This window comes from Pantoea sp. E2023-21 (assembly GCF_051302795.1).
GTDB lineage: Bacteria > Pseudomonadota > Gammaproteobacteria > Enterobacterales > Enterobacteriaceae > Pantoea > Pantoea ludwigii_A.
Genome location: NZ_CP195344.1, coordinates 1941897 through 1962646, shown reverse-complemented (window position 1 = coordinate 1962646; position 20750 = coordinate 1941897). Strand labels below are relative to the sequence as shown.

General features: G+C 57.0%; 19 protein-coding genes. 14 read left to right on the top strand and 5 right to left on the bottom strand.

Features of this window, described 5'->3' with window-relative positions; translation table 11 throughout:
• Positions 1–118 precede the first annotated feature (118 nt).
• The 3 genes from fadI to sixA all read left to right on the top strand — a co-directional run bounded on the left by fadI (position 119) and on the right by sixA (position 4236).
• On the top strand, positions 119–1429 hold the full coding sequence (gene fadI, locus ACRQ84_RS09225; protein WP_483817817.1) for an acetyl-CoA C-acyltransferase FadI: 1311 nt from the start codon (positions 119–121) through the stop codon (positions 1427–1429).
• Positions 1429–3558 (top strand): fatty acid oxidation complex subunit alpha FadJ, encoded by a 2130-nt coding sequence (gene fadJ, locus ACRQ84_RS09220; protein WP_483817816.1) that lies wholly within the window; start codon positions 1429–1431, stop codon positions 3556–3558. The genes fadI and fadJ overlap by 1 nt, the downstream gene beginning before the upstream one ends.
• 195 nt (positions 3559–3753) lie before the next feature.
• On the top strand, positions 3754–4236 hold the full coding sequence (sixA, locus tag ACRQ84_RS09215) for a phosphohistidine phosphatase SixA (RefSeq protein ID WP_483817815.1): 483 nt from the start codon (positions 3754–3756) through the stop codon (positions 4234–4236).
• Positions 4237–4392: 156 nt separating this feature from the next.
• On the opposite strand, the gene smrB is transcribed toward sixA, so the two are convergent.
• Positions 4393–4941, bottom strand: a complete 549-nt coding sequence (gene smrB / locus ACRQ84_RS09210; RefSeq protein WP_483817814.1) for an endonuclease SmrB — start codon at positions 4939–4941, stop codon at positions 4393–4395.
• A gap of 158 nt (positions 4942–5099) precedes the next feature.
• Between smrB and prmB the strand changes: the two genes are divergently transcribed.
• The 6 genes from prmB to ACRQ84_RS09180 all read left to right on the top strand — a co-directional run bounded on the left by prmB (position 5100) and on the right by ACRQ84_RS09180 (position 9853).
• Positions 5100–6032 carry a 50S ribosomal protein L3 N(5)-glutamine methyltransferase gene (gene prmB, locus ACRQ84_RS09205; RefSeq protein WP_483817813.1) on the top strand — a complete coding sequence of 311 codons (933 nt, stop codon included), beginning with the start codon at positions 5100–5102 and terminating at the stop codon, positions 6030–6032.
• 46 nt (positions 6033–6078) lie between these two features.
• Positions 6079–7164 carry a chorismate synthase gene (gene aroC, locus ACRQ84_RS09200; RefSeq protein WP_064739363.1) on the top strand — a complete coding sequence of 362 codons (1086 nt, stop codon included), beginning with the start codon at positions 6079–6081 and terminating at the stop codon, positions 7162–7164.
• Between the two features lie 8 nt (positions 7165–7172).
• Entirely contained in the window at positions 7173–7997 is an 825-nt protein-coding gene (gene mepA / locus ACRQ84_RS09195) for a penicillin-insensitive murein endopeptidase (RefSeq protein ID WP_483817908.1), read from the top strand.
• A gap of 133 nt (positions 7998–8130) precedes the next feature.
• On the top strand, positions 8131–8928 hold the full coding sequence (locus tag ACRQ84_RS09190) for a sulfite exporter TauE/SafE family protein (protein WP_064739671.1): 798 nt from the start codon (positions 8131–8133) through the stop codon (positions 8926–8928).
• Positions 8929–8995: 67 nt separating this feature from the next.
• Complete coding sequence (locus tag ACRQ84_RS09185) at positions 8996–9541, top strand: elongation factor P hydroxylase (protein WP_483817812.1); 546 nt, start codon at positions 8996–8998, stop codon at positions 9539–9541.
• 30 nt (positions 9542–9571) lie between these two features.
• On the top strand, positions 9572–9853 hold the full coding sequence (locus ACRQ84_RS09180; protein WP_008101252.1) for a YfcL family protein: 282 nt from the start codon (positions 9572–9574) through the stop codon (positions 9851–9853).
• Positions 9854–9882: 29 nt separating this feature from the next.
• On the opposite strand, the gene mnmC is transcribed toward ACRQ84_RS09180, so the two are convergent.
• On the bottom strand, positions 9883–11895 hold the full coding sequence (mnmC, locus tag ACRQ84_RS09175; protein WP_483817811.1) for a bifunctional tRNA (5-methylaminomethyl-2-thiouridine)(34)-methyltransferase MnmC2/FAD-dependent 5-carboxymethylaminomethyl-2-thiouridine(34) oxidoreductase MnmC1: 2013 nt from the start codon (positions 11893–11895) through the stop codon (positions 9883–9885).
• 154 nt (positions 11896–12049) lie between these two features.
• Here mnmC and fabB point away from each other — a divergent pair, with 154 nt between their 5' ends.
• Positions 12050–13270, top strand: a complete 1221-nt coding sequence (gene fabB, locus ACRQ84_RS09170) for a beta-ketoacyl-ACP synthase I (RefSeq protein ID WP_064739360.1) — start codon at positions 12050–12052, stop codon at positions 13268–13270.
• 216 nt (positions 13271–13486) lie between these two features.
• The gene (locus ACRQ84_RS09165) at positions 13487–14668 is read left to right on the top strand and encodes an MFS transporter (RefSeq protein ID WP_483817810.1); all 1182 of its coding nucleotides are present in this window, start codon (positions 13487–13489) and stop codon (positions 14666–14668) included.
• Here ACRQ84_RS09165 and ACRQ84_RS09160 read toward each other — a convergent pair.
• Positions 14631–16067: a MocR-like pyridoxine biosynthesis transcription factor PdxR gene (locus ACRQ84_RS09160; RefSeq protein WP_483817809.1), complete on the bottom strand. Its 1437-nt coding sequence runs from the start codon at positions 16065–16067 to the stop codon at positions 14631–14633. The genes ACRQ84_RS09165 and ACRQ84_RS09160 overlap by 38 nt on opposite strands.
• Positions 16068–16153: 86 nt before the next feature.
• Here ACRQ84_RS09160 and ACRQ84_RS09155 point away from each other — a divergent pair, with 86 nt between their 5' ends.
• On the top strand, positions 16154–16597 hold the full coding sequence (locus ACRQ84_RS09155; RefSeq protein ID WP_483817808.1) for a rhodanese-like domain-containing protein: 444 nt from the start codon (positions 16154–16156) through the stop codon (positions 16595–16597).
• Here ACRQ84_RS09155 and flk read toward each other — a convergent pair.
• Both flk and ACRQ84_RS09145 read right to left on the bottom strand, forming a co-directional pair.
• Complete coding sequence (flk, locus tag ACRQ84_RS09150) at positions 16594–17625, bottom strand: flagella biosynthesis regulator Flk (RefSeq protein ID WP_064739356.1); 1032 nt, start codon at positions 17623–17625, stop codon at positions 16594–16596. The genes ACRQ84_RS09155 and flk overlap by 4 nt on opposite strands.
• A gap of 112 nt (positions 17626–17737) precedes the next feature.
• Positions 17738–18643 (bottom strand): DMT family transporter, encoded by a 906-nt coding sequence (locus tag ACRQ84_RS09145; RefSeq protein ID WP_483817807.1) that lies wholly within the window; start codon positions 18641–18643, stop codon positions 17738–17740.
• 94 nt (positions 18644–18737) lie between these two features.
• On the opposite strand from ACRQ84_RS09145, the gene ACRQ84_RS09140 reads away from it, so the two are divergent.
• Both ACRQ84_RS09140 and pdxB read left to right on the top strand, forming a co-directional pair.
• Entirely contained in the window at positions 18738–19517 is a 780-nt protein-coding gene (locus ACRQ84_RS09140) for an AraC family transcriptional regulator (protein WP_483817806.1), read from the top strand.
• 58 nt (positions 19518–19575) lie between these two features.
• Positions 19576–20700, top strand: a complete 1125-nt coding sequence (gene pdxB / locus ACRQ84_RS09135; protein WP_483817805.1) for a 4-phosphoerythronate dehydrogenase PdxB — start codon at positions 19576–19578, stop codon at positions 20698–20700.
• Positions 20701–20750: the final 50 nt, after the last annotated feature.

The window sequence follows — 20750 nt, the reverse complement described above, 5'->3', positions numbered from 1 at the left end:
ATTCCCTCGCACTTTTTTCCTCTGGTTATTGGCTACTTAGCAACACTTAGTTAACACTGATGATCAGGTCAGACCTGTTTGGCAATGATGCCCCGGTCGAAAATTACAGGTGATTGCAATGAGCAAAGCGCAGCCGCTGCTGACGCGTCAGGGCGAACGTATCGCCATAACCCACGGATTACGAACCCCTTTTGCCCGTCAAGCGACCGATTTTCACGGCATTCCCGCACTGGAGTTGGGCCGCATGGTGATCAGCGAACTGATGGCGCGCAGCGAATTACCGGTCGACGTCATCGACCAACTGGTGTTTGGTCAGGTGGTACAGATGCCGGAAGCGCCCAACATTGCGCGTGAAATTGTCCTGAGCAGCGGACTAAGCGTGCATACCGATGCGTACAGCGTGAGTCGCGCCTGTGCCACCAGCTTTCAGGCGGTGGCAAACGTGGCGGAAAGCCTGATGGCAGGCACCATTGATGCCGGTATTGCGGGCGGCGCGGACTCATCGTCAGTGCTGCCGATTGGCGTCAGTAAAACCCTGGCGCGTGCGCTGGTGGATCTGAATAAAGCTCGCAGCTTCAGCCAAAAACTCAGCATCCTGCGTCGTTTACGCCCCCGCGATCTGATGCCGGTGCCACCGGCAGTCGCGGAGTATTCCACCGGGTTGCGCATGGGCGATACCGCCGAGCAGATGGCGAAAAGTCACGGCATCACACGTGAGCAGCAAGACGGGTTAGCGCTGCGTTCGCACCAGCATGCTGCGCGCGCCTGGCAATCGGGCGTACTAACGCAGGAAGTCATGCCAGCGTTTGTCCCGCCGTGGAAAGCACCTATCGAGCAGGACAACAATATCCGCTTCAACGCCAGCGCTGCCGATTACGCTAAACTGCGTCCGGCATTTGATCGCCGCCACGGTTCAGTGACCGCCGCCAACAGCACGCCGCTGACCGATGGCGCCGCGGCAGTGATCCTGATGCGCGAAGGGCGCGCGCGTGAGCTTGGCATTCAACCTTTGGGCTATCTGCGTAGCTACGCTTTTACCGCGATTGATGTCTGGCAGGACATGCTGTTGGGTCCCGCTTACGCCTCACCGCTGGCACTGGATCGCGCCGGCATCACGCTTAACGATCTGACGCTGATTGATATGCATGAAGCCTTTGCCGCACAGACCTTAGCGAACTTAAAAATGTTCCGCGATGAACGTTTTGCGCGCGAGGTGTTAAATCGTCCTCATGCGCTGGGCGAAGTCAATGAAGAACGCTTTAACGTGCTCGGCGGATCGATTGCTTATGGACATCCGTTTGCCGCCACCGGCGCACGCATGATCACGCAAACGTTGCAGGAACTGCGGCGGCGCGGCGGCGGTTTAGGATTGGTCACCGCCTGCGCGGCGGGAGGCTTGGGCACGGCAATGGTTCTGGAGGCCGAATAATGAGCGAATCTGCCTTTCATTTACATATGCGTCTCGACCATGTTGGTGTGATCACCCTCGACGTACCGGGCGAGAAGATGAACACGTTGAAGGCCGAGTTTGTGCCGCAGATTAAAGCGGTGCTGGATCAAGCGCGCAGCCATAAGGATTTGGTCGGATTAGTGTTGATCTCCGGTAAACCGGACAACTTTGTTGCCGGAGCAGATATTAGCATGATCGCCAACTGCAAAACGGCGCAAGAAGCGGAGGCGCTGGCAAAACAGGGACAAGAGGTGATGGCGATGATTGCTGCGCTGCCGTTTCCTGTCGTGGCAGCGATTCACGGTGCCTGTCTTGGCGGCGGTCTGGAACTGGCGCTGGCCTGTGATGCTCGCATCTGTTCGTTGGATGACAAAACGCGTCTCGGTTTGCCGGAGGTACAACTCGGTCTGCTGCCGGGGTCCGGCGGTACGCAACGGTTGCCGCGCCTGATTGGCGTGCAGCAGGCGCTGCCGCTGATCCTCACCGGTAAACAGCTGCGTGCTAAGCAGGCGCTCAAGCTCGGGATTGTGGATGACGCGGTGCCGCAATCGATTCTGCTGGAAACGGCGATTGCACGCGTACATAAAGGAAAAGGCGCACGCCGGGAGCTATCGCGCCGCGATCGCTTACTGCAGGGGCCGATTGCGCGTCAGGTGCTGTTTTCGCTGGCGCGGCGTCAAACCCACAGCAAAACCCAGGGTAACTATCCTGCGGCCGAGCGTATTCTTGACGTGGTGCGCATGGGTCTGGAGCAGGGCAGCAGCGCCGGGCACGAAGCGGAAGCGCGCGCCTTTGGCCAATTGGCGATGACACCAGAATCGGCGGCGTTGCGCAGCCTGTTCTTCGCCTCAACCGCTTTAAAGAAAGAGGCGATGGCCAGTGTTGAGCCGCAAGCGCTGAAGCAGATTGGCGTGCTCGGCGGCGGGTTGATGGGTGGCGGCATCGCCAGCGTCACCGCGCTGAAAGCCGGTTTGCCGGTGCGCATTAAAGACATCAATCTCAACGGCGTGAATCATGCGCTGCAATACAGCTGGGATCTACTGAGCAACAAGGTGAAGCGGCGCCAGCTAAAGGCGGCCGAACGTCAGCAACAGATGGCGCGCATCAGCGGCGGCATCGATTATCAAGGGTTTAGTCAGCGCGATCTGGTGATTGAAGCGGTATTTGAGGATCTGGCGCTCAAGCAGCAGATGGTCAACGAAATCGAAAGCCATTGCCAGCCGCATACCATTTTCGCCTCCAATACCTCGTCACTGCCGATTGCGGAGATTGCCGCTAACGCGCAGCGACCGGAAAATATTATCGGGCTGCACTACTTCAGCCCGGTGGACAAAATGCCGTTGGTGGAGGTCATTCCTCATGCCAATACCTCGGCGCAAACGCTGGCGAATACGGTGCAGTTGGCACGTCAGCAGGGCAAAACTGCCGTCGTCGTGGCGGATCGTCCCGGCTTTTACGTTAACCGCATTCTCGCGCCTTATATAAATGAAGCGATGCACTGCTTGCAGGAAGGTGAGCCGATTGAGCATATCGATCGCGCTTTAGTGAAATTCGGTTTCCCGGTTGGACCGTTGCAGCTGCTTGACGAAGTGGGAATTGATGTCGGTAGCAAAATCAGCCCGATTCTCGAACAGGCTTACGGTTCACGTTTCAGTGCACCCCCAGCCGCGAACGCAATTCTGGCCGACGGTAGAAAAGGGCGCAAAAACCACCAAGGTTTCTATCTTTATCATCGCTCGCGCTGGCCGGGCAGGCGTAAAGCTGATGCGTCCCTCTACACGTTGTTGAACATCAAACCGCAGGCGAAGCAGAGTGAAGTGCAGATCGCCGAGCGCTGCGTGTTGATGATGCTGAACGAAGCGGCACGCTGCCTGGATGAAGCGGTAATCCGCAGCGCGCGTGATGGTGATATCGCGGCGGTATTTGGCATCGGTTTCCCACCGTTCCTTGGCGGTCCGTTTCGCTATATGGATCAGCGAGGCATTGGCGATATCGTCAACGCATTAAGGTCATTAATGCAGCAGCACGGCGATCGTTTTACGCCGAGTGAGGCGCTGATCGCAATGTCAGAAGAGCAAACGAATTTTTACACTTCAGCACAATCGTGAATAGGCACAGAGATTCAGCGGGTTAGTCAGAGAGCCGCGCAGCGGTAAGCGCGGCACCATTCTGAGATTTGCTTATTTAATAAACAACCGGTTGACTATACTGAAGCCATTGGGGTAAAACACACCGTTCATTCGCAGAATGAAGCGTCTGGTGCTGTGGTACCGGGCGATATCGACAAACAACAGCGGTGCTTTATGCAAGTTTTTATCATGCGTCATGGCGACGCAGCTCTGGAAGCAGCGAGTGATTCTGTTCGACCTCTCACACTCTGTGGCTGTGATGAATCGAGAGCGATGGCGAGCTGGCTCAACGGCAAAACGCCAGATATCGATCGGGTATTAGTCAGTCCCTATCTGCGTGCCGAGCAAACGCTCGCAACGGTGCGCGAAACCTTGAAGCTGCCGGAAGGGCAGGATGTGTTACCGGAACTCACGCCGGGCGGCGATCCGGGCATGGTGGCCTGTTATCTGCAGGCGCTGGCACAAAAAGGGATCAAGTCGGCGCTGGTGATTTCGCATCTGCCGCTGGTGGGATATCTGGTGTCTGAACTCTGCCCGCAGGAAGCGCCGCCGATGTTCGCGACTTCAGCAATAGCCTGCGTGAACTTTGATGCAGATGCCTGCGAAGGCAAGCTGGAGTGGCAGGTCAGCCCATCAAAACTGGCCAAAGCAATCTAATTTCTCTGAGATTTATACTCTCTCAGTGGGCCGCAAACGCGGCCCTTTCCTTTTCTAGCCGCCATACTTCAAGCTGCAGGTGCGTTGGCTGCACTTGCTCACCCAGTCACTGACTAAAATCAGCATCCTGGGGATGTACTTTGGCTGGATGCCATATTAAGGCAGTTCTGGCGGTTGCCACTCTTCCACTTCTATCAACACCAGCAGCGCGGCGTCGCCGCCAAACATTTTCGGTGCCTGATGAAACGCCATCACATGCGGATGCTGTGCCAGCCACAGCGGCGTCTGCTGCTTGAGGATATGTTTACCGTGTCCTGTCATTACGCTGGCGCAGAACAGATGCTCACGGCGACAGGCGGCGATAAGCGCGCCGAGCTCCTGCTTGGCCTGCATCTGCGTTAAGCCGTGCAGATCGAGAAAAATTTCTGGCGTGTAATCGCCGCGACGCAATTTTTTCTGCTCGTAATGGCTGACGTCAGCACGCACGTAACGCATCGGTCCTTCGCTGGACAACAGTGGCTGAAACTCGTCAGAGAAGTAATGGCTGTTATCGGCTTGTTCTGAAATCAGGCGTTTTAACGGCAGTTCACGCGTTTTCACCACCGGTTTGTGCACAATGGTGTCCTGTTTCAACTTGCGCGTCCCACTCATCAACTGGCGGAACATCTGCTGATCGTCCTGGCTTAGCGGCGTTTTCTTACTCATGGCTCTGTAATAGGTCAGAAAAGGCTGGTTAACAGCCGGTGGCATACCTTAACCGTTAGCGTTAACAAATGTCAGCTTTTTCGCCTCGCTGCGCTGAATTCTGCCCGGCTTCGTGGCACACTATCGGCCGATTGATTTTATGGCCTGCGGAGGGCTACGTGGACAAGATTTTCGTCGATGAGGCAGTGAATGAACTGCACACCATTCAGGACATGCTGCGCTGGGCTGTCAGCCGCTTTTCGGCGGCAGGCATTTGGTACGGCCACGGCACGGATAATCCCTGGGACGAAGCAGTCCAACTGGTTCTGCCAACGCTGTGGCTGCCGCTGGATATTCCAGAAGATATGCGCAATGCGCGCCTCACTGCCAGCGAGCGTCATCGCATTGTTGAGCGCGTGATTCGCCGCGTCAACGAGCGCATTCCAGTGGCTTATCTCACCAATAAAGCCTGGTTCTGCGGCCACGAATTTTACGTTGATGAACGCGTGTTAGTACCGCGTTCACCGATTGGTGAACTGATTGAGAACCGTTTTGCCGGTTTGATCAGCGATGCGCCTAATCACATTCTCGATATGTGTACCGGCAGCGGCTGCATCGCCATTGCCTGCGCATATGCCTTCCCGGAAGCGGAAGTGGATGCGGTGGATATCTCCACCGATGCGCTGGCTGTTGCCGAGCAAAACATCGAAGAGCATGGGCTGCTGAACCACGTTACGCCAATCCGCGCCGATCTGTTCCGCAACTTGCCGCCGGTGAAATACGATTTGATCGTCACCAATCCCCCTTACGTGGATGCGGAAGATATGGACGATCTGCCGAATGAATACCGCCACGAGCCGGAACTCGGTCTGGCAGCGGGCAGCGACGGCCTGAAACTGGTACGCCGCATTCTGGCCTGTGCCCCCGATTACCTCACCGAGCAAGGCGTGCTGATTTGCGAAGTCGGTAACAGCATGGTGCATATGATCGATCAGTATCCAGACGTGCTGTTTACCTGGCTGGAGTTTGATAACGGCGGTGACGGCGTGTTTATGCTGACGCGCGAGCAAATCGTCGCGGCACAGCATCACTTCTCATTTTACAAAGACTAAATAAGAGGGCGAGCGCTCGCCCGCAACATCGCAACAAGGAACCAGCATGGCCGGAAACAGCATCGGACAAGTTTTTCGCGTAACCACTTTTGGCGAGTCGCATGGTATTGCGTTGGGCTGCATCGTTGATGGTGTGCCGCCCGGCATTCCACTAACGGAAGCCGACATTCAACACGATCTCGATCGTCGTCGTCCTGGCACTTCGCGCTACACCACGCAGCGCCGTGAGCCGGATCAGGTGAAAATTTTGTCCGGCGTGTTTGAGGGCGTCACAACGGGAACGTCAATCGGTCTGTTAATTGAGAACACTGACCAGCGTTCACAGGATTACGGCGCGATCAAAGATCTGTTCCGTCCTGGCCATGCCGACTACACCTACGAGCAGAAGTACGGTCTGCGTGACTATCGCGGCGGCGGACGCTCGTCTGCGCGTGAAACCGCCATGCGCGTGGCGGCAGGTGCGATTGCCAAGAAGTATTTGCAGATGAAACACGGCATCGTGGTGCGCGGCTATCTGGCACAGATTGGCGACGTGGCCTGCGAATTGAAAGACTGGAGCATTGTGGAAGAGAACCCGTTCTTCTGCCCGGATGCCTCTAAGCTGGAAGCGCTGGATGAACTGATGCGCGGCCTGAAAAAAGAGGGCGATTCCATCGGCGCCAAAGTCACCGTGCTGGCAGAGAACGTGCCGCCGGGCTTGGGTGAGCCGGTGTTTGATCGTCTGGATGCCGATTTGGCACATGCGCTAATGAGCATCAACGCAGTGAAAGGCGTGGAGATCGGCGACGGTTTCGCCGTGGTCAGCCAGCGCGGCAGCCAGCATCGCGATGAAATTCGCGCCAACGGTTTCCAGAGCAACCACGCGGGCGGTATTTTGGGTGGCATCAGTAGTGGCCAAACCATCAGCGCCAACCTGGCGATGAAACCGACCTCCAGCATCACCGTGCCGGGTAACACCATTACGCGCGACGGCGCTGAAGTGGAGATGATCACCAAAGGTCGTCACGATCCTTGCGTGGGCATCCGCGCCGTGCCGATTGCCGAGGCGATGATGGCCATTGTGTTGATGGATCATCTGCTGCGCCAGCGCGCGCAAAACGGTGACGTCAGCAGCAGCGTTCCACGCTGGTAAGCCGGATGATGCGCCGTCTGCTTATCACCTGTGCCGCGCTGTTATGCAGTGCGGCGGCCGTTGCCGCTACGCCGTGGCAGCAAATCCATCAGCCCATTGCCGGAAGCCCGCAGTCGATTGGCGGCTTCGCCAACGGCTGTATTGTGGGCGCGCAGCAGCTGCCGCTTAACTCACCGAATTATCAGGTGATGCGTCAGGATCAGCGCCGCTACTTCGGTCATCCTGATTTGATCGCTTTTATTCAGCGTCTCAGCACCCAGGTTCATCAGCTTCAGCTGGGACAAGTGTTGATTGGCGATATGGGCATGGCGGCGGGTGGCCGTTTTAGCAGTGGCCACGCCAGCCATCAAACCGGTTTGGATGTTGATATCTGGCTCCAATTGCCAAAAACCCGCTGGACGGCGCAACAATTGCTCAAGCCGCAGCCGCTCGATCTGGTTGCTGCCGATGATAAGCAGGTGATTGCGCGTCACTGGCAGCCGCAAATTGATAGCCTGATTAAGCTGGCGGCGAAAGATGATGAAGTGACACGTATTTTTGTTAATCCGGCGATTAAAAGACAGCTGTGTGCTGATGCTGGTAGCGATCGCGCATGGCTGAATAAAGTGCGTCCGTGGTTTGCCCATCGCGCGCACATGCATGTGCGTTTGCGTTGCCCAGCAGGCAGTCTGGAGTGTGAAGATCAGGCACCTCAACCTGCGGGCGATGGCTGTGGTGCCGAGCTGGACAGCTGGTTCCTGCCAAAAAAACCAGGCAGTACGCCGCCGGTGAAAAAAACGCCGCCGCCGCTACCGTCTTCCTGCCAGGCATTATTAGACCGCCATTTGTTATAACCGTGAGAATTTGAGTTGCGGCAAGGCGGCAAGTTCGTTCATCTCCAGGAGCTTACTTAAGTAAGTGACTGGAGTGGGCGAGCGCAGTCAACGCAGCTGCAGCTCAAAAGATCGCGGTTATTTGAGGAATAAAATGGATCTTTTTGTTGTCAGCCCGCTGGTCATTGGCGTGCTGTTTTTTGTGGCGATGCTGGCGGCATTTATCGACTCCATTGCCGGAGGCGGTGGCTTGCTCACCGTGCCTTCATTACTGGCTGCCGGGCTGTCGCCTGCACAGGCGTTAGCCACCAATAAGCTGCAGTCGGTCGGCGGATCCTTCTCCGCCAGCCTCTATTTTATCCGTCGCGGTGCGGTGAATCTGAGCGAGCAGTGGCTGAATATCGCCATGACCTTCCTCGGCGCGATAGCCGGCACCCTTCTAATCCAGCACTTACAAGCGGATGTGCTGCGCCAAATCTTACCGCTGCTGCTGATCTGTATCGGCTTGTGGTTCCTGCTGATGCCGCGTTTGGGTGAAGCGGATCGCGAACGTCGTCTGCACGGTTTACCCTATGCGCTGGTGGGCGGTGGCTGCGTCGGTTTCTACGACGGCTTCTTTGGTCCCGGCGCCGGCTCATTCTATGCGTTGGCGTTCGTGACGCTGTGCGGCTTCAATCTGGCGAAAGCCACCGCCCACGCCAAAATCCTAAATTTCACCTCGAATTTTGGCAGTTTGCTGTTTTTTATGTTCGGCGGAAAAGTGGTGTGGGGCACCGGAGCGATTATGCTGCTCGGCGCCGTTATCGGCGCACGCCTTGGTGCCAAGCTGGTGCTGAGCCGCGGTCAGAAACTGATTCGCCCCATGGTGGTGACCGTTTCTGCGGTGATGAGCGCCAAATTGTTATGGGACAGTCACGGCGGGGAATTGATGGCCTGGCTGGCAACGCTGTAATCCAACACTCGTCAAGACCGGCTGCCAATGCGACAATAGCGCCGGTTTTTTTTAAAGATTAAAAATTATGAGTACAACACACCATTACGATCAATTGATTGCCATCTTTGATGGCTGCTTCGTTGACGATTTTCAGACCCGTCTAATTAAAGGCGACGACGAACCTATTTATCTTCCAGCGGATGAAACCTCACCGTGGAATCGCGTGGTGTTCGCGCACGGCTACTACGCCAGCGGACTGCATGAAATTTCCCACTGGTGCATTGCCGGGGAAGCGCGCCGCAAGCTGGTGGATTTTGGTTATTGGTATTGCCCGGACGGACGCGATGCACAAACGCAGAGCCAGTTCGAATCGGTTGAGGTAAAACCGCAGGCGCTGGAGTGGTTGTTCTGCGTTGCGGCGGGCTTTCCCTTCAACGTAAGTTGTGACAATCTCGAAGGCGATTGTGAGCCAGATCGCATCGCGTTTCAGCGTAAAGTTCATGCACAGGTGATGACGTATCTGGATCAGGGGATTCCGACACGACCAGCCCGTTTCATTGATGCACTGACGACTTATTACGGCACGCCGCCACTGACGGCGGCACAATTCCCTTGGCCGGAAGATCTATAATCCGCGAAGGTTATAAGAAGAGAGGAAGAGATGATCGTAGAATTTGAAACCCGCATTCTGGCCCTGATTGATGACATGGTCGACCACGCCAGCGATGACGAGCTGTTTGCAGGCGGCTATCTGCGTGGTCATCTGACCCTGGCAGTGGCGGAGATTGAGCTAAGCGGTGAACACACGCCGGAAGCGCTGCAAACTCATGTCACCAACAGCTTGCAAAAAGCCATTGCAGCCGGTGAACTGTCGCCACGCGATCAGGCGCTGGTAACAGGCATGTGGGACAATCTGTTCTTGCAGGCTCGTCAAACCGCTTAACCGCTCGGGGCGATCGCTCGCCCCGCAGATTATCGACCCGCTTTTTTTCCCTTCAGCAGTTTTCGTACCCAATAGCGATTCGGATTCATCGCCGCCAGCGTGGCTGCATCCAGCGGCTGTGGTTCGCCGCTCATCTGCGCCGCCAATACTTCGGCCGCCAACGGTGCGCTGCACAAACCCCGCGATCCTAACGCGCCCAACACAAATAAAGCTTGATGTACTGGCGCATCGGCAACGTCAGCGCCGCGCATGCGTTGCTCCGGCAAATCGGCATAGTGCGTAAGCGTTGCTTCATAATCTGGCGCGCTGCCGCTCATCGGTAGGTGATCGCGCGTGGCACAGCGCACCCCGTTGCGCGCCTGGTTATCTGACACATCAACCTGCTGCGGCCATTGGCTCTCCGGCAGACAATGAATCAGCCGCTGACGATTCTCCTGCTGATCGTCGGCACGGAAATCCGTCGCAGTATCGCCGCGATGATAACTGGCGCCGATGCAATGGGTGGCGAAATTCGGGCTGACCGGAGTGAGATAGCCGTCGTAGCACAGCACGGTGCGCAGCGCACCTAACGCCGGATTGGTCGGCACGTGGCTCACTTGTCCTGCCACCGCATACACCGGCAGCGTTTTGCTCTGCTCGATTTCCAGCAAGGCATGGCCATTCGCCAACACCACTTGTTGATGCTGCACCGGCGGTTGCTCGCTAAAGTGCAGGGTCCAATGCTCTTCATTACGCGTTAGCTGTGTGACGCGATGCAGCCAGTGAAGGCGTAATCCCAGCGATTGCGCGTATTCCAACAGATTGCTGGTCAGCTGTGAAGGCGACAGCCATCCGCCTTGCGGATAGAAAATGCCGCCGACGTCGAGGTCGACACCCGCCAGCTGCTGTGCTTCTTCTTTATTAACGCCGTACGCGATGTCGTGCGGCAGTTCCATGTTGAGCATCTGCGCGATTTTGTCCGCGCTTTTGCCATCCCAACCCAGTTGCAACACGCCGCTCCAACTGTGCTCAAACTCCACTGGCAGCCGATCGTACAGACGTCGGGCAAAGCCAAAAGCCGCTGGGAAGAAGGTCGCCAGCGCCGGATCATGCTGATTTAGCAGCGGATAAAGCGCGCCCTGACGGTTACCGGAAGCACCCAGCGCGGGTGCATCATCGGCACAATAGAGTGTCACGCGCCAGCCGCGTCGCAGCAGCGCCAGTGCTAATACTGCGCTGGCAACGCCGCCGCCAATCAGTGCCACATCCTGGCTGCTCGCCGGCGGGCGCGCATACCACGGCTGGCTGTGCGGCAATGCAACCGCGTGCTCAAGCGAACCAACCAGCATTTCACGCTTATGACCAAATCCCTTGCGCTTCTGCATGCTGAAACCGGCGTCCTGCAAGCCTCGGCGTACAAAACCGGATGCAGTAAAGGTTGCCAGCGTGCCACCAGGACGGGCGAGGCGTGCCATTGCGGCGAACAGCGCTGGCGTCCACATCTCCGGATTTTTGGCGGGTGCGAAACCATCAAGGAACCACGCATCTACCTGACGATTGAGACTGTCATCAAAGGTGTGAATTAACGCGTTAATATCACCAAGCCAGAGGTCCAGCGTCACTTCACCGCCGTTAAATAGCAGGCGCTGACAGCCCGGTAACGCTTGCGGCCACTGCTGTTGCAGCTGTTCAGCCCAAGGCTGTAGCTCCGGCCAATGGGCATGCGCGGCGATCAGATCGGCGTGCGTCAGCGGGAATTTTTCGCAGCTGATAAAGTGCAGGCGCTGCAAAGCGGCGTTGGGTTGCTCATTTCGGAAGCGATCGAAGGCTTGCCACAGGGTAAGAAAGTTCAGACCAGTCCCAAAACCGCTCTCAGCGACAATAAATGAATCGCGCGAATGATCGGCAAAACGGTGCGGAATATGGTTGCCATCGAGGAACACATAGCGCGTTTCCTCCAGTCCATTGTCGTTGGAGAAATAGACGTCGTCGAACGCTCGGGACACAGGTGTACCCTGTTCATTCCAGTTTATTTGGGCATGTTCAACCGGGGTTAATTTCACGGGGAAAGGCTCATATTTCAGGCAGTGGCGCGAGTTTAGCGACAGACGTCACATGACGCAAATTTACAAAACGAAATGGCTGATCGGACTTGTTCGGCTTACAACTGTACGCTAGAGTGCACGTCATCCAAATATGTGGAACGAGGATTATTGAATGAAACGTGCAGTGATTACGGGCCTGGGTATTGTTTCCAGCATTGGTAATAACCAGCAAGAAGTGCTGGCTTCTCTGCGTGAAGGCCGTTCCGGTATTACTTTCTCAGAAGAGATGAGAGATGCCGGTATGCGCAGCCATGTATGGGGCAACGTCAAACTGGATACCAACGGGCTCATCGATCGCAAAATCGTGCGTTTTATGAGTGATGCCTCTATTTATGCCTACCTTTCAATGGCCGAAGCGATCAAAGATTCGGGCCTGACTGACGAGCAGTATCAGCAAAACCCACGTGTTGGCCTGATTGCCGGTTCTGGCGGCGGTTCTCCGCGTTATCAGGTGTTTGGTGCTGACGCCATGCGTAGCCCACGCGGCCTGAAAGCGGTGGGTCCTTATGTGGTGACCAAAGCGATGGGTTCAGGCGTTTCGGCTTGCCTGGCAACCCCGTTCAAAATCCACGGCGTGAACTACTCCATCAGTTCAGCGTGTGCCACCTCTGCACACTGTATCGGAAACGCGGTCGAGCAGATTCAGCTGGGCAAACAGGACATCGTATTTGCTGGCGGCGGCGAAGAGCTGAGCTGGGAAATGGCCTGTGAGTTCGATGCCATGGGCGCACTGTCGACCAAATACAACGAAACGCCAGAAAAAGCCTCACGTACTTACGATACCAACCGTGACGGTTTCGTCATTGCAGGCGGCGGCGGTATGGTGGTGGTTGAAGAGCTGGAGCACGCTCTGGCACGTGGCGCACATATCTACGCCGAAATCGTCGGTTACGGTGCAACGTCAGATGGCGCAGATATGGTTGCGCCTTCAGGCGAAGGCGCAGTGCGCTGCATGAAGATGGCGATGCAAGATCTGGATACCCCCATCGATTACCTCAACACGCACGGTACCTCTACGCCAGTTGGTGATGCGAAAGAGTTGGGCGCGATTCGTGAAGTGTTCGGCGACCATTCACCGGCCATTTCTGCTACCAAAGCCATGACCGGTCACTCACTGGGTGCGGCAGGCGTGCAGGAAGCGATCTACACCTTGCTGATGCTGGAGCACGGTTTCATCGCGCCAAGCATCAACGTGGAAGAGCTGGATGAAGCGGGTAAAGGTCTGAACATCGTGACCAAGCCGACTGAAAAAGCGCTGACCACCGTGATGTCGAACAGCTTCGGTTTCGGTGGCACCAACGCCACGTTAACCATGCGTAAGCTGCCAGCGTAATTGCGTTATGCTTTCGTAGGGGCGCCATTTATGGCGACCACCTGATGCAAAGGGCCGGTTATCCGGCCCTTGTTGTTTTTGACAATCAGCCTGCGGCTTGCCTACACTCTCTCCATCCGAAATAAAATTATCATTTCCTGATAACATGAACCAAATGTCCCGTTTCTGTTACCGCAGCAAGCGTGAGTCTGGTTATGACAAGGAGTTCGCATCACCATGGCCACGACTGCCGAAACGCAGACGCAATCCGTTTTGCCGTTAGCCTGCACCTCATTTGCCGTCTTCCTCACCTACCTCACCGCAGGTTTGGCGCTGCCGGTCATCCCGCTGTATGTCCATCAGGAACTCGGCATGAGCAATCTGATGGTTGGTGTAGCGGTAGGAATCCAGTTTTTTGCCACGCTGCTGACGCGCAGCTTTGCCGGGCGACGTGCCGATCAGCACGGTGCGAAACTCACCACACAACACGGCATGCTTGCCATCGCGTTGGTGGGCATCGCTTATCTGGCGGCGGCGTTACTGCCGGTTTCACCCTGGACGAAATTTGCTTTACTGGCGGTAGGGCGCCTGTTGTTAGGGTTTGGTGAAAGCTTGCTGCTCACCGGCAATCTGACCTGGGGCATGGGTCTGGTGGGCAGCAAACGATCCGGTTTAGTGATGTCATGGAACGGCATGGCGATTTATGGATCGCTGGCGGCGGGCGCACCACTTGGCTTGCTGATTAACCAGCACGGCGGTTTTGCGGCCCTCGGCGCGGTTGCGCTGCTGTTGCCGCTGCTGTCGCTGGCGATTAATGGCTGGATCCGTAAAGTGCCGGTGGTTGGCGGCGAGCGCCCATCGCTGCTTAGCGTGGTGAAAACCATCTTCCAGCCGGGACTGGCGTTGGCACTGCAGGGTACCGGTTTTGCCGTTATTGGCACCTTTACCTCGCTCTACTTTGCCGCAGAAAACTGGGGCAATGCGGGGTTCGCGCTGACCGCGTTCGGCTGTGCGTTTGTGCTGGTGCGCGTATTCTTTGGTGGCTTGCCGGATCGTCACGGGGGCATAAAAGTGGCGATGGTGTCCCTGCTGGTCGAAGCCGTCGGTCTGCTGCTGCTGGCGTTTGCCAGTTCCAGCGGCATGGCACTAATTGGCGCGGCTTTGACCGGCTGCGGTTGCTCGCTGATCTTCCCGGCGCTGGGCGTCGAGGTGATCAAGCGTGTATCGCCGCAGATTCGCGGCACCGCGCTCGGCGGCTTCTCTGCGTTTCAGGATATTGCGTACGGTGCCAGCGGCCCGTTGACCGGTTTACTGGCGACAGCGCTGGGTTACGGCTCGGTGTATGTCGCGGGTGCCTGCTGCGCTGCGCTGGGCATTCTGGTCACCTGGACGTTTGCGCGGGCGGCGACAACAGCGTAACCAACTTATCGCAGGCGCTGACAATCTCACCCGGGGTTAGCGCCGCAAAGCCCAGTAGCCAGCCCGGTTGCTGGACCGCACCGGCATAAAGCGGCGACAGCCGCGGCAGTAACAATCCCATGGATTTAGCCTGTTCGGTTAAGCGCGCTTCATCGCCGTGCATTAGCTGCACCGTTAACTGTAAGCCTCCCGCCGCCGGCAGCGCTTGCAGCCAGGGTTGCAGTCGCGTGTTGAGTTGTTCAAGCAAGCAATCACGACGACTGCGATACAGTTGGCGCATCAAGCGCAAATGGCTGGCGAAATGGCCTTGTTGCAGAAACTCTGCCGTAATCGCCTGCGGCAGCAATGCGCTGTGACCATCCATTACGCTACGCGCGCGTCCCAATGGCTCAACCAGCTGCGGCGGTACCACCATCCACGCCAGCCGCAGCGACGGGAATAATGTTTTGGAAAAGGTGCCGAGATAAATTACCCGACCATCTGCTTCCAATCCTTGTAGCGCCGGAGCGGGGCGATCGTCGTAATGAAATTCGCTGTCGTAATCATCTTCAATCAGCCAGCTATCATGTTGCCGCGCCCACGCCAGCCACTGTAGACGGCGCGCCAGGCTCATTGGCGTGCCGGTCGGATAATGATGTGCGGGCGTCAGATACACCAATTTCGCGCTGCCGCTGAGTGGCGCGGCGCCTTCCGCATCCAGCGGCATGGCGTGACAGCGTGCGCCGGCCGCCAGAAACGCGTTGCGCGCACCGGGATAACCGGGTTCTTCCAGCCAGACGTCGTCACATGCATCAAGGAACATCAGCGCCAGCAATTGCAGCGCCTGCTGCGAGCTGGTGAGCATCACCACCTGATCCGCCGAACAGCGGACGCCGCGCGATAGCGCCAGATAATCCGCTACCGCTTGCCGCAGCGACGGCAGCCCAAGCGGATCGCCATAGCCCATCACTTTACTGCCAAGCGTGCGTTGCATCTGATTGCTGATGCGGCGCCACTGCGTATGCGGGAACGCGCGCAGTTCTGGCGAACCGGCGGCAAAGGCATGTGGAAACGGCGGATCCTGACAGCCGCCGGTTGCCAGCACCTGTTGACCACGCAGGGAAAAGAGTGGCGAGCGGTCGATGCGGCTTTTCTGCGTGGGTAACGCCATGCGAATCGAGACAAAAGTACCGCGCCCACCGTGACGCTGCAGATAACCTTCGCTCTCTAATTGCGCATAAGCCGCCTCAACCGTGACGCGCGACAGCGATAAGTCCGTTGCTAACTGGCGACTGGACGGCAATTTTTGCTCATGCCGCAAATGCCCATCAGCGATCGCCTGACGCAAAGTATTGCACAGCCGCTCACGCAAACCGCCCTGGGTTTGATGGCTAAACAGCGCGAGAAACGAGGTGCTCATATTGGTCTTATCACTCGATGGAAAGTGGTATCAGCATGCAGACCACTTTGCCGTAAACTTGGGGGAAATCACAACAGGAGAATACGATGTCAGCGGTGTTAAAATTTGCCCCAGCCTGTGCCAGCGAAAGCCTGGCTTATCTGCAACATAAACTGACCTACTACACCGATGCGTGGGATCTCGCGGCAGATCTGGCGCAGGGAGTTTCGGCGATTACGGTGATCGATGCACGTTCTGAAGAGGTTTATCAGGCCGGACATATCTGCGGTGCCCTCTCATTTCCCCATCGCAGCATGAATGTGGAATCCACTGCACATCTCGATCGCAGCAACGTTTACATCACCTATTGCGACGGCATCGGCTGTAACGGTTCAACCAAAGCCGCGCTCAAACTGGCGTCGCTGGGGTTTCAGGTGAAGGAGTTAATTGGCGGACTGGATTTCTGGAAGCGCGATGGTCATCCAATGGCGTGGGGCGCGGCAGCGGGTGAATGGCCACTCGCCACGCCCGCTGCACACTGCGGCTGTTAGATAAACAGCCACAGCAGGAAGATGAACACGAAAAGCGCGCCTATCAGCGTCAGTGCCGGGCGCTGAGCCAGCGGCGGCGGCAGCATCTGAATAAACGGCGACCAAATCGGCTGCGGGCGAATTGCACTCTCCGCCAGCGGCTGTTCGTGCAATTTCTCGGCACGGCGGCTAAACAGCAGATTCAGCAGATCCTGCGTCTGCGCGGGCGTCAGCACCGTATTCGGCAGCGCCTGGAAGCGCTGTTGGCTGTAATCTTCCAGCAGTCGCTGCTCATCATGCGTAAGTGGCTGCTTCAGCGAGTTTTCCAGCATTTGCAAAGTTGGCGCGCTGTGTTGGCCCAACGTCTGACGAACCTGCAAATATTGCGTCAGCAGCGGGAAGTGGCGTGAGGGAATTGGATCGCCACTTTTCAGGTTCACCAGCTTCAGCGTATCAGTCAGCAGTTTCACTGGGGATTCACCGGTGGTGGCAGCAAGCCGCGTGACCTGCTGGTTGAGCGATTGCTGCTCTGCCGGCAACAAACTGCGATCGGAAACGCGCGTTTGCTGCGGCTGCGGGATCGCTATCTGGCCGTTCTGCAGCATCGTCAGCACCTGACGCAGCTGATCCTGTGACAACGCGCTCAACACCGTTTGGTTAAACTGCTGACGAATAAAATCACTCACCGCCTGGCGATTATTGCCCTGCGGCAGTTTCTCCAGCAGCTGTTGTAGCAACTGGCGCGTGGCGAGACTGTTTTGCACCTGGGTTAAGCGACCATTGAGATGCTGTTCCGCCGCCGGGAAGTGGCGCGATTGCAGCTCAGCTTCACTTTTCACACCGACTTCATGACGCACGCCAGCCCACAGTTCGGGCGCTTTCAGGGTACTTAACGACATGATGCGTACAATCAGACGTTCCAGCGTGGTGCGCTGGGCAGGCGATAGCGGCTGCTCACCAACTGGACCACCAGGACGCGTCGGGCCAGTAGCCTGAGATAAAGGGGAACGATCGCCCGCGGGCACACCGGGACCGCTGAGAGGTTGCATGGCGGAATCCTTGAAAACGGGTCAGATCCGGGTGCGCCGGAAAAAAGAGGCCACATGATAGCAAAAGCCCCCAGGAAATCCACGGGGGCTGCGGCCTTTCCGGAGAATAAACTCAGGCAGCGGGATCGGGAAGGGTGACATTGCGCGGCTTGCGTAACGGGGTTTTCAGACGTTGCGCCAGAATAACGCCGACTAACGTCATGCCGCCACCAATCAAGTGATAGGCATGCAACTGCTCATGCAGGAACATCACGGCAATAATGGCAGTAAATGCCGGTACGAAATTCATAAAGATGCTGGTGGTGCTGGCACCCAGGCGCTGCACGCCAAGGATCCACAGAAACGGCGCAATAATCGACGCAAACAGTCCGGCATACAGCACCAGCGGCAGATTGTGCAGGTTCAACGTGACATCCGGTGCGCGCAGGAAGCCGGGCAGCAACAGCAGCACGCCAAAGAAAATCTGCACATACAGGCTTTGCCAGGTCGGCAGCGGAATTGCCCAGCGCTTGGTCAGCACGCCGTACAAGGCGTAAGAAGTTGATGCCGCCAGCATCATCAATTCGCCATTGCCAAGGCGTTGGTTCAGCAACTGCGCCGGGTTGCCTTCGCTCACCAGCCATACCAAACCGGCGAACGACAGTGCGCCGCCAATCAGGATGCCGCGTGTTGGCGCGAGGCGCAGCACAATAAGGCTGAGCAGAATGGTCAGCAGCGGAATGGTCGCGCCGAGGATACCCATCATCACTGCGGAAACGCTGTGCGCCGCGTAATAGGCAAGGCTTTGATACAGCACCATGCCGAGCAAGCCGAGAATCAGCAGCCGCCAGCCGTTCGTTTTAATGGTGTGACGATGACGCCACACGCCTGGCAGGCAGAACGGTGCCAGCACCACCAGCGCCAGTAGCCAGCGATAAAAGGAGATCGCCGCAGGATCGATACTTCCCGCCGAGAGTTTGCTGACGATAGTGTTGATCGACCAAATCAGCACCGCGATCAGCGGAAACAGTAAATTCATGATACAGCTCCTCAAATAATCGCGAATAGTTTACGTTTGACCGGTTTAAAGTAGATAGTTAAAATCGGACAATATTCGTTAGTGACCGGACAGAATGAATCTTCAAGTCGAATACCAGCCGCCAATTGATGCGCCCTTATTGCGCTACTTCATGCGTTACGACGAGGTCAACGCCAAAACCGAATATCTCGCGCACGCACATGATTGGGGCCAGGTGATCTTCGTCACCCGTCACGTGCTGGAGATGGAAGTGGAAGGCGAACGTCTGCTGACGCCCGCCGATATTCCGATCTGGATTCCTGCCGGGCATCGTCACAGCAGCTATAACCATAACGATGCGCGCTTCCGTACTTTCAATCTTGCCGCCGATCGCTGTGCGGGCCTGCCCGATAAAGCCTGCTTATTACATGTCGATGCCATCGGGCACGCCATCATGAATGACTTTGCCCGCCGCGAGCTGGCGCAGCCGCAGACTCAAGCCGACTGGCGGATGTGTGAAGTCTTAATTGATCGCCTGCGTATGGCCCCAGTGCACAACAGCTATTTGCCGATGTCGGACGACAAATTTCTCGCGCCGATTCTGCGCGCCCTCGAAGCGCATCCCGGCGATAACACCACGCTGGCACAATGGGCGAAGCGCGTGTTCACCACTGAGCGTACGCTGGCGCGACGCTGTCAGCAGCAGTTGAATATGTCGTTCAGCGAATGGCGGCAACGTTTACGCTTTCTGCGCGCTATCGCATTATTGGAGCAGGGTTGCAGCGTGCAGGGCATCGCCCATGAGTTGGGTTACAGTTCGGCATCAGCGCTGATTGTGATGTTCCAGCAGCAGGCCGGTACCACGCCCGATCGCTATCGCAGTCGGTTAGGTTAATCCCCGGCTTTATGCCAAAATATGCCCCCGTTGATTTCAACCAGACAGGACCGCCGCAGTGAAAATTCTCGTCGATGAAAATATGCCCTATGCCCATGAACTGTTCAGCCGCACCGGTGATGTGTTGGCGGTACCAGGACGCCCGTTGCCGGAAGCAGAGCTGCAGGATGCCAGCGGCTTGATGGTGCGTTCCGTTACCAAGGTGAATGCGGCGCTGCTGGCCGGTACGCCGGTGAAGTTTGTCGGCACTGCGACAGCGGGTACTGATCATATCGATGATGCGTCGCTGGCGGAGGCGGGCATCAGCTTCTCGGCAGCGCCGGGCTGTAACGCTATTGCGGTAGTGGAATATGTGTTCTCCTCGCTGCTGCTGCTGGCAGAGCGCGATGGTTTTGAACTGCGCGATCGCACGGTGGGCATTGTTGGCGTAGGCAATGTGGGCGGCCGCCTGCAGAAGCGTTTAGAAGCGTGGGGCGTGAAAACGCTGCTGTGCGATCCGCCGCGCGCCGATCGTGGCGATCAGGAAACCTTCCATTCACTGGATGATCTGGTGGCGCAGGCCGACATCCTGACCTTCCACACGCCGCTGTTTAAAGAGGGCCGGTATAAAAGCTGGCATCTGGCCGATGCGGCGCTGCTGATGGCGCTTAAACCCAACACCATTTTGATCAACGCCTGCCGCGGTGCGGTGGTGGATAACGCTGCGCTGCTGGAAGTGTTGAAGATGCGCCACGATCTCAGCGTGGTGCTGGATGTGTGGGAGCCGGAACCGGACCTGTCGCTCGATCTGCTGGATAAGGTGGATATCGCCACTGCGCACATCGCGGGTTACACGCTGGAAGGCAAAGCGCGCGGTACCACCCAAGTGTTTGAAGCCTGGTGCGATTTTATCGGTCAGCCACAGCAGGTCGCACTGGAAAGCCTGTTACCTGCGCCCGAATTTGGTTCTATCACCCTGCGCGGCAAACTCGATCAGCCAACGCTAAAACGCTTAGTGCATCTGGTGTATGATGTGCGCCGCGACGATGCGCCACTGCGCAAGGTGGCGGCAAAACCGGGCGAGTTTGATCGTCTGCGCAAACAATATGAAGAGCGTCGCGAATGGTCATCGCTGCAAGTGAACTGCGATGATGCTGAGACGGTGGCGATGCTCAATCAACTCGGCTTCCGTGCCAGTTTGTAAAGTTAATTCAATCACCTGCAATAGTGCGGGGATAAATCCTAAATCTCGGG

What these genes read in the sequence shown, in the direction of transcription:
- fadI (WP_483817817.1), top strand. Translation starts at nt 119, where the DNA reads ATGAGCAAAGCGCAGCCGCTGCTGACGCGTCAGGGCGAACGTATCGCC.
- fadJ (WP_483817816.1), top strand. Translation starts at nt 1,429, where the DNA reads ATGAGCGAATCTGCCTTTCATTTACATATGCGTCTCGACCATGTTGGT.
- sixA (WP_483817815.1), top strand. Translation starts at nt 3,754, where the DNA reads ATGCAAGTTTTTATCATGCGTCATGGCGACGCAGCTCTGGAAGCAGCG.
- smrB (WP_483817814.1), bottom strand. Translation starts at nt 4,941, where the DNA reads ATGAGTAAGAAAACGCCGCTAAGCCAGGACGATCAGCAGATGTTCCGC.
- aroC (WP_064739363.1), top strand. Translation starts at nt 6,079, where the DNA reads ATGGCCGGAAACAGCATCGGACAAGTTTTTCGCGTAACCACTTTTGGC.
- mepA (WP_483817908.1), top strand. Translation starts at nt 7,173, where the DNA reads ATGCGCCGTCTGCTTATCACCTGTGCCGCGCTGTTATGCAGTGCGGCG.
- ACRQ84_RS09190 (WP_064739671.1), top strand. Translation starts at nt 8,131, where the DNA reads ATGGATCTTTTTGTTGTCAGCCCGCTGGTCATTGGCGTGCTGTTTTTT.
- ACRQ84_RS09185 (WP_483817812.1), top strand. Translation starts at nt 8,996, where the DNA reads ATGAGTACAACACACCATTACGATCAATTGATTGCCATCTTTGATGGC.
- ACRQ84_RS09180 (WP_008101252.1), top strand. Translation starts at nt 9,572, where the DNA reads ATGATCGTAGAATTTGAAACCCGCATTCTGGCCCTGATTGATGACATG.
- fabB (WP_064739360.1), top strand. Translation starts at nt 12,050, where the DNA reads ATGAAACGTGCAGTGATTACGGGCCTGGGTATTGTTTCCAGCATTGGT.
- ACRQ84_RS09165 (WP_483817810.1), top strand. Translation starts at nt 13,487, where the DNA reads ATGGCCACGACTGCCGAAACGCAGACGCAATCCGTTTTGCCGTTAGCC.
- ACRQ84_RS09160 (WP_483817809.1), bottom strand. Translation starts at nt 16,067, where the DNA reads ATGAGCACCTCGTTTCTCGCGCTGTTTAGCCATCAAACCCAGGGCGGT.
- ACRQ84_RS09155 (WP_483817808.1), top strand. Translation starts at nt 16,154, where the DNA reads ATGTCAGCGGTGTTAAAATTTGCCCCAGCCTGTGCCAGCGAAAGCCTG.
- flk (WP_064739356.1), bottom strand. Translation starts at nt 17,625, where the DNA reads ATGCAACCTCTCAGCGGTCCCGGTGTGCCCGCGGGCGATCGTTCCCCT.
- ACRQ84_RS09145 (WP_483817807.1), bottom strand. Translation starts at nt 18,643, where the DNA reads ATGAATTTACTGTTTCCGCTGATCGCGGTGCTGATTTGGTCGATCAAC.
- ACRQ84_RS09140 (WP_483817806.1), top strand. Translation starts at nt 18,738, where the DNA reads ATGAATCTTCAAGTCGAATACCAGCCGCCAATTGATGCGCCCTTATTG.